Source organism: Schlesneria sp., assembly GCF_036405755.1.
GTDB classification, from domain to species: Bacteria; Planctomycetota; Planctomycetia; order Planctomycetales; family Planctomycetaceae; genus Schlesneria; species Schlesneria sphaerica.
The window spans coordinates 1-6,449 of the sequence record NZ_DASWWZ010000636.1; the positions used below are offsets into that span (position 1 = coordinate 1).

Annotated in this window: 11 protein-coding genes; all 11 read right to left on the reverse strand. The window is 56.9% G+C overall.

Annotated elements, in window-relative coordinates; genetic code table 11:
• Positions 1–219: hypothetical protein (locus VGE80_RS21165; RefSeq protein ID WP_440594023.1), on the reverse strand; the 219-nt coding region annotated here is incomplete at its 3' end.
• 6 nt (positions 220–225) lie between these two features.
• Positions 226–798 carry a hypothetical protein gene (locus tag VGE80_RS21170; protein WP_440594024.1) on the reverse strand — a complete coding sequence of 191 codons (573 nt, stop codon included), beginning with the start codon at positions 796–798 and terminating at the stop codon, positions 226–228.
• A gap of 701 nt (positions 799–1,499) precedes the next feature.
• Positions 1,500–1,850: a hypothetical protein gene (locus VGE80_RS21175; protein ID WP_440594025.1), complete on the reverse strand. Its 351-nt coding sequence runs from the start codon at positions 1,848–1,850 to the stop codon at positions 1,500–1,502.
• A gap of 71 nt (positions 1,851–1,921) precedes the next feature.
• Positions 1,922–2,338, reverse strand: coding sequence for a hypothetical protein (locus VGE80_RS21180; protein ID WP_373649210.1), 417 nt, complete (start codon positions 2,336–2,338; stop codon positions 1,922–1,924).
• A 19-nt stretch (positions 2,339–2,357) separates the two neighbouring features.
• Positions 2,358–3,224, reverse strand: a complete 867-nt coding sequence (locus VGE80_RS21185; RefSeq protein WP_440594026.1) for a phage tail tube protein — start codon at positions 3,222–3,224, stop codon at positions 2,358–2,360.
• A 147-nt stretch (positions 3,225–3,371) separates the two neighbouring features.
• A complete protein-coding gene (locus VGE80_RS21190; RefSeq protein ID WP_373649212.1) occupies positions 3,372–3,815 on the reverse strand; it encodes a hypothetical protein in 444 nt (147 codons plus the stop codon).
• Entirely contained in the window at positions 3,815–4,162 is a 348-nt protein-coding gene (locus VGE80_RS21195) for a hypothetical protein (RefSeq protein WP_440594027.1), read from the reverse strand. The genes VGE80_RS21190 and VGE80_RS21195 overlap by 1 nt, the downstream gene beginning before the upstream one ends.
• A 90-nt stretch (positions 4,163–4,252) precedes the next feature.
• Complete coding sequence (locus VGE80_RS21200; RefSeq protein ID WP_440594028.1) at positions 4,253–4,912, reverse strand: hypothetical protein; 660 nt, start codon at positions 4,910–4,912, stop codon at positions 4,253–4,255.
• Positions 4,913–5,049: 137 nt separating this feature from the next.
• Complete coding sequence (locus VGE80_RS21205; protein ID WP_440594029.1) at positions 5,050–5,271, reverse strand: hypothetical protein; 222 nt, start codon at positions 5,269–5,271, stop codon at positions 5,050–5,052.
• A 6-nt stretch (positions 5,272–5,277) separates the two neighbouring features.
• Positions 5,278–5,703 carry a hypothetical protein gene (locus VGE80_RS21210; RefSeq protein WP_397568524.1) on the reverse strand — a complete coding sequence of 142 codons (426 nt, stop codon included), beginning with the start codon at positions 5,701–5,703 and terminating at the stop codon, positions 5,278–5,280.
• Positions 5,704–5,788: 85 nt separating this feature from the next.
• Positions 5,789–6,292: a hypothetical protein gene (locus tag VGE80_RS21215; protein ID WP_397568523.1), complete on the reverse strand. Its 504-nt coding sequence runs from the start codon at positions 6,290–6,292 to the stop codon at positions 5,789–5,791.
• Between the last annotated feature and the right edge of the window lie 157 nt (positions 6,293–6,449).

A 6,449-nucleotide genomic window follows, 5' to 3' on the forward strand; every position in this document is an offset into this window, starting at 1 on the left:
CTGACCGTGGCGCGAATAGGCCTGCCGAATCTCATCGAGCGCAGCCAGGACGAGACGCTGCGAGTTTGGTCCCTGCCTGACAATTTTCCCGCGCAGCTGCCACGACTCACGCAGAATGTTCTCCCGCTGTGTTTCAGAAAATCGGATCGTCCGCTGGATTCCCGCAAACGCGACCTCTGCATGAGGATGCGAGAATCCTCCGTAATAGAAGACTGTCATAGTTTCCTACTTCACCCAGAAGGTCAGGTTCTTGATCAGGGACTTGAGACGTTCTTCCTGAGCTCTGCAAATCGAATCGAGCCGTGTTTCCATCTCATCCATCACCGCGTTAAGTCCGATGCCGGCGCTGTGCACCCCGAGTGCAAGGGGATCCTCAGCGATGGGACTCCTGGCCCTGCTCTGTCCGGGAGAGCTGTCAGACTCAGCAGCGACGTGAGGAATGCCCGAAGTCGCTCGCGTAGCGATCTGCCTCGCCGGGATCGGGCGAACGCCGAATCCCGCAAATTCAGTTGTGTCGGAAGTTGCCGCGTCGTGAAATCGATTCAGCGGCTTCAATGCAAAGGCCATGTCTTCATCGAACTCGCTGATCCGCGACAGTGCGGACGCGAGAGTTCCGTCAGGTTCCAAAACAGTAAACGGGTCTGCAGTTCTCGGGGGAGCAGGATTCGTTTGTGAAGGGCCTCCATCTCCATCGCTTTCGAACGAGCCTGCATTGCCGGGCTCGGGGGTTCGCGTGATGCCGAGTGAGTTGGATTTGCCAATGTCCCCGAATCCCTTCGATCCGTCGAAATGACGCAATGTTCTGTTCCGAATATGAGGCTGCGTCACGGTGTGAACTGGGCCTCGCCCCCGAGGCGACTCGTCACCTCGATCGCTCAGGAATGAAGCGCGTCTTGCGGTAACAACGGAAACGCTTTGCGTCCCGTCGGCCACTACAGAGGCATCTCGGCCAAGATCACCTAGGCTTGTGCGAGAACGTTGACGCGGGAGCACCCGCGAGCCAGCCCCGGCTGCACGGGATATTGTCTCAGCCCTTTTTGCCATTCCGCCGATCGGGGTGGGCTCTAAGTTCTCTGTCAATGCGTGTGTGCCAACTGTCGCAGGATGCCCCGGGTCTAGCACGGAAGACTTCTGCTGAGCGAACAGAGGACTCTGTCGCACCACAGGAACAAGCAACGGCACTCGTGGAGAACTCGGTTCCATCGGGGAAGGAACCGGGCGGCTATTTGCCTGAGATCCTTCGTCGATCGACCAACCTCCTACGGGGGATGCATCTTCCTCGGCGTCGGTGAAATCAAACCAACCGTCAAACGAATGCGACGAGTGAGCCACACCAGGCCAGCTCTTCACGCCGCCGGCATTGAGCGCAGCACTAACGGAGGGGACCAGGCTCCAGGGTCTACGCGACACACGAGCCCATCGCGATTGGGTGGAACGTTGCCGAATGCTCTTTATTGCGGATCGGACAACACCAACTCCTTGGAGCGCCGATTGAATGATCATTCGTTGAACTGCGTCACGCATGTTTCCCGCACGGCTTTTAAGAGGGAGGTATGAAGTTCGACTTGTTTCAGCTTTTCCACGGTGTCCAGCACATCTTGAATCACAGCCGCGTTTCGGCGAACCACAGGATCATCGGGAAATGCCCCCGCGGAAACGCATTCGCAATAGTGCTGATAGCAGAGCTGGTTCTCAGCAGTCAGCGAGTTCGGCAGTTCTGGCGTCCCCTTGGGACAACCGCGCGCCGGATCTCGACACGCGGCGAGAAACGACGGGCCCAGATGCTTCAGCCGCTCGACAGGCTGGCCATCTCGACCTTGTTCCAATTGCCACGTTGATTCGTTGACCACGTACTTTTCACAGACCTGGCAATTCATCCGAGCAATGCGGGGATATTTCCTCAGCAGAAACACCCCCTGCTTCAGTTTTTTAGCTGGTCCTCCTCTCTCGGAGGTGGCACCTGATTTGGCCTCAGGTCGTTCGCCTGAACCCCGCGGATGATGTTGTAAAGCCTGCTGAACAAAAACGGCTGCATCCGTTCGCAGGCTTCGGCAGACACACAAACAGGCGACTCCCCCTGGTCTCTGAGAGACCAGCCAATGACTCGATCCGCCACGAATTTACAGGCCAGTTGCTCTGCCCGAACGGCACACAGTGGATCGAAATCCTGGTTCCGAACGGCAATCCGGATCTCGGCATCGATCTTGACGACGTCAAGTCGAGTCGCGGGTCGGTACGTAAAATCGAGTTCGCCATGCAGCGATTCGGCATCCGCCACGTGGACGGCCGGGGCGATATAGCCGTCTCTGGTATAACCGTCGGGCACATACGAACACACAGGCTCTTCCTTTATGAAATCAGACCAGGACGGGAACGGTTTCGAGCGTCGTTCCCACTTTGTAGCAGTGATAATTCAATGGCAGTCTCAACTTGGTTCGCTTGCCGTTGTTCACCACGGATTCAGATTTCGCCACAATCGCACCGAACGAAAATGACATCGAGTGATCGCCGTTCGTGAACGTGATCGACGCCGCCAGGGGAGCTTCTGCGTCAGGACCTCCCGTCGCCAGAACGAGAAGCGGGTCTTCGGTCGCCGTGTACTTCGTCTGCACCCCCAGCGACACCGTGCGGTCGGTCGGCTCGAGGTCGGTGGCGACTTGCCCCTGCATGAATGTCGGTTCAATATGATTGTCGATGGTGAGTTCGAACTTATCGATTGAATACGTTGCTTCACCGATCGTGATCCCGCTTCCCATGTCGTAAAACATATAGGGCCGTGCGGTGATATCGGGAACTCCCGAGAGCGAACCTCCAGCGGACGTCGCACGGGTCTTGCCGACGAAATCGACGGTCAATTGAATCTTCTGCCCCGACGAGCCTGAGAAGGTTCCTTTTGTGAACCGGCCGACGAATGTGTCGGTTTTGGTACCGTTGTCGATGACAATCGTCACGTCCGCCAGTGCGTCCGTCAGGACGGTCTCTGTCGTCGAGTAACTGACGATCAAGGGAAGCAGAATCGCCACTTCCGCTGGCGTGGGCTCTAATTCCACCTGCCCCGAAACATGAATCAGGCCCTGGGCAACCCGTTCCAATACGCGAGAGCGGCTTCCCCGAAGTCCATCATCCTCACTCAACTCGATGACTTGCTTGATCGAGTGAGTCTTGAACTCCATGGGGTGCCCTGCAATCGTCATTCTCGATGCATAGGCCATTTGTTCTGTCATAGTAAAGCAATTCCTTATTCGGCCGTTACAGACGGTCTCGGGAGATAGTTGCAGACGATCCGTTGAGTAGTGTGATGCCGCTGATCAGATCCAGAGAGTCCTCGGATGGAGAGCCTGAACAGGCATCGTGCAGCAGCAGGTTAGGGGTCATGCACGAGGTTCTTGAAAGAACGCACGCACTACCATTCCACTGACAAAAGCGTTCCTGTCGAACCAGGCCTGCGGCTCGACCGTGTTCCCCGGTTCGACTGCCAGCTTGTAATTTTGACCGAGTTGATCGATCGACCGGTTGTTCAGGTTTCGCCGCAGTGTCTGTCGCCATCCCAGCCGTGTTTCCAGATTGTTCACAGAGGGCTTAGCGACAATCGAGACCAGAACTCCGTAGTACGCACCGTCGCGATCATTCAGTTCGTCATCGAGCGTCTCGGGGCCATAAGGAGAGATACTGATGAAAGGGAGTGCGACGGTTCCGTCGTGGTACGTCGCGACTTCTTGAATGAGAGTTCCCCCTGTCAGTCCCTCCAGCGGAAGACCGTCGATGATCTCTTTGATCGCCGTCATGGCATCAAAGTGGTTCGAGATTCCCGGCATCAGCTCAGCTCCTTTCGGACAACGCACTCCCAGACAGTCCGCACGGACATGAGTCGTGCAGAGAGAACCCGGTAAGCCGTCCCCGCGATAACGATTCGGTCGCGAGGGCGGATTTCCCGTCCGTTACCTGCCGGATTCAGTTCGTGATCGGGTACTTTGATCAGGGTCTCATCACCTTGAAGATTCAGGTTTCCGTAGTTGGAAAGGGTGACATCAAGTGACTTGAACCAGGCCTGAGAGACATTCGTCGTCACGGGCACTGGGCCATCGGGAAGCAGCGTCACTTCAGCAGCAAACCGTCCGGGAACCAGAGTCATCAGCGATCGGGCAATTGATTGGTTTAACAAAGGGACTCTCGTCTTTCTTGACCATACCGACGGCCTGCTCGAGCAGGCGCAGAGGCGACTTGTCTAGATGAGGCGGCCAGCGTGGGCCGTTCAAACCGGAATCGATCGATAAGTTGCCAGGACCGATTCAATGCTTCCCAGCACCTGACGCGCGTCGTGAGAATCGAAATAGCTGACTCTGACGTCTTCGTAGCTCATCGACGCCACTGCCCCCCCCATCGCAGCCATTGACGCCTGCTTCAGTACCAGAGCGTTCACGGCCATCGAAATCGCTGGAGGGATATCCAGATAGCCGGCGGTGTACTGAACCTTGATGTTCCCCCCAGCCGCGCCGGGCAGTGTGCCGAGCACGCCATTCTGCCGGGACAGCGGCCTCAGCCAGTGAGCACCAATGCGTCTGAGAAAGCCCGCAGATCCATTTCCCTTTGCCCCTGACATCAACGCGTAGTCGACACCGTTAACGAGATTCAGGGTAGGAGGAAAACTGTTTGGACCTGCACCGAAATTTCCCGACTCATCGACGCAGACCAGCGAGACCGCCGTCACCGGATACTGATTGAGCATCAGGACCGGCGTCCCGTTACCCGAGTAGTACTCGACATACTCTTGAGACTCGAGATCACGATTCAGCAACTGCTTGACGTAGGAAGTCACGCCATCGATCAGGATTCGAAGTTGAGCGTCGCGACTGGTGTCTCCTGGCAGGATTCCTCCCTGCGCTTTCACCGATGCCAAGGTCGTTAGTGCCATATGAGACTCAATTCGTGTGAGAAACTTCTCCTCCGTGGATCAGGAAGAGGTCGATCGAGCGGCCTTGCTGAGAGGCCAAATCCAGCCCCACAGCACTCAGATTTCTCTGCCGCTCGCGGTATTTCGAATCCGCCTTGTCATACGATTTCTGGCGGCATCGCTTCATCGAGATCGTCCTCGCCTTCAAGCGGTTCGCCACATTGGGCGGACGGCAGGACGGCCATCGCAACCGCCTGGGCGGCCGCTTCCCACGCGAGCCGTTTTTCGTGAGTCAAACCCGACCAGGGAGGGAGTCGCCGGTGACCGGATTCCGTGTGGATTCGGACATATGACTGATATGCGGTGGAACCGAAGCTCATGAGACCTCACTTTCCAGACGTCATCTGTTTCAAGCGGTTTACGACGGTGGGGAACAGAGCGCGGGCCTGATTGACTTCGGGCTTACTCCAGCTGTAGGGCTCGTAGTAGTCCGCCCCCGGGTTCGCATCGAGATCGGCCAGGGCTTCCTGGACCTTCCTCAAGTCACCCCAGACGCGGGACATGAGATTGATCGGATGAGTCCGCTTCAGATTGGGGGCGAACGCGGGATCAAGTGGCGATTCGTCCGCAGACAGGTCTGCCCTGCCGGACTGAATCTCATACGCAGCCTCTAGAAAAACCATCGCATCGCGGAAGCAACTGATGGCCAGTTGTCGGGGACTCCCTCCCCCACTCACTGAGCGGGCCTTGAACAGTTCCAGCGCGACCATCGAGCGATTCAGACTTTCCGTATTCTTTTCTGTGACAGGCATCGCAAATCCTTTGACGAGACATGACTTTCAGACTCAGATCAAAAAGCGGTGGGTGAGCGGGCCACCGCAAGTCAGCAACCAAGTGCTACGAGAGTGCCGAGGTGAGTTCCGCCTGGGGGAATCTCACGCTATAGGCGATGTAGAATGCCGCCCCCAGTTGCGCGTTCGTCCCCGTGTCGGGGACCTGCACCTGCACGAAGCCGAAGCCATTGTTCAAATCGAGATCTGTTGGCGTGACATCGACCGCCATCAATGCCGGTGACGCGGCGCTGACCGGTGAATACGTATTCGCAGCCGACTGGGTCACAAGGGACCACTGCAGCGTCGCCCCGATGGCCCCAATCTTCGTTCGAACCCTGGTAAAGGACAACGGCTTCGCATTGGCACCCGTGTTGGATGTCGCCTGCCTGAGCGTGAACACAGGATCGTCACCCGCAGTCCCTGCAGCCTTATAAAGCACACACAGCAGCCGGCCGATGTTCCGCATCGAGACCCACTGACCGTTGTTCGCAGCAGTTTGCAAATCGACCGGAACAAAAGCGGGGACGATATCAGCAATTTCAAGAAACTCGTGGTTGAAGTCGGACATTGAAGCCTTTCCGTTCAGCGATGAGAAAGTGGAGGAAATCCGCTTAGGAGCGAATTTCCGGATTACCAACCAGAACCTGGCAAGACGTCCGCAGCGCAGTTCCTTGCCAGGTTCCGGTCGAAGTCAGAAAGCGGTTAGCAGACTGAGATGAACGATC